The sequence below is a fragment of the Herbiconiux daphne genome, from assembly GCF_024979295.1.
In the GTDB taxonomy this organism is placed as follows: Bacteria; Actinomycetota; Actinomycetes; order Actinomycetales; family Microbacteriaceae; genus Herbiconiux; species Herbiconiux daphnes.
Genome location: NZ_JANLCJ010000850.1, coordinates 1 through 511, shown reverse-complemented (window position 1 = coordinate 511; position 511 = coordinate 1). Strand labels below are relative to the sequence as shown.

The 511-nt window shown below is 40.9% G+C and carries 1 protein-coding gene; it reads right to left on the bottom strand.

Annotation, left to right across the window (positions count from 1 at the left end):
* Positions 1–169: 169 nt before the first annotated feature.
* The gene (locus N1032_RS28020) at positions 170–400 is read right to left on the bottom strand and encodes a hypothetical protein (RefSeq protein WP_259544022.1); all 231 of its coding nucleotides are present in this window, start codon (positions 398–400) and stop codon (positions 170–172) included.
* Between the last annotated feature and the right edge of the window lie 111 nt (positions 401–511).

The following is a 511-nucleotide window of genomic DNA, read 5'->3' as shown; positions in this document are numbered from 1 at the left end:
CGAAAATGTGTTTAGCATTTGCCAGCGCGTTAAAGATTGCTTTGGTATCGAGAGCGGGAGTTTTAGCAGTAGTCATGATTTTATTTCCTATATTGAGTGTGGTTTTAACAGTGATTTTGAAGGGGCTACGGGAATCATTACCCATTTACAGCCCCGATTTAGGCGGCGATTAAGCCAGTTTTACAACGCGTTTCTGGCTGCAAACTACAGTTTCCAGACCGAATTTAGCGGTAAGTTCTACCGCGTCCAGCGCCTGACGCTTAGAAGTGAACGGAACACCGTCAATTTCAACGCCAGTTTTTACCGCGTGGATGCCGTCATTTACTTTTACAGATTCTGCGTCAATAGCAGAAACGACGGAAGCCAGTGCTACGATATAAAGAGTAATTTTCTTTTCCATTATTGCCAATCCTCGGTAGTGTTAATAACATCAACGATATGCTGAATCAGTAAACCCATTGTATCAAACTCAAATTCTTTATCAAGTACCAAATAAATATTTTCTTTAGTA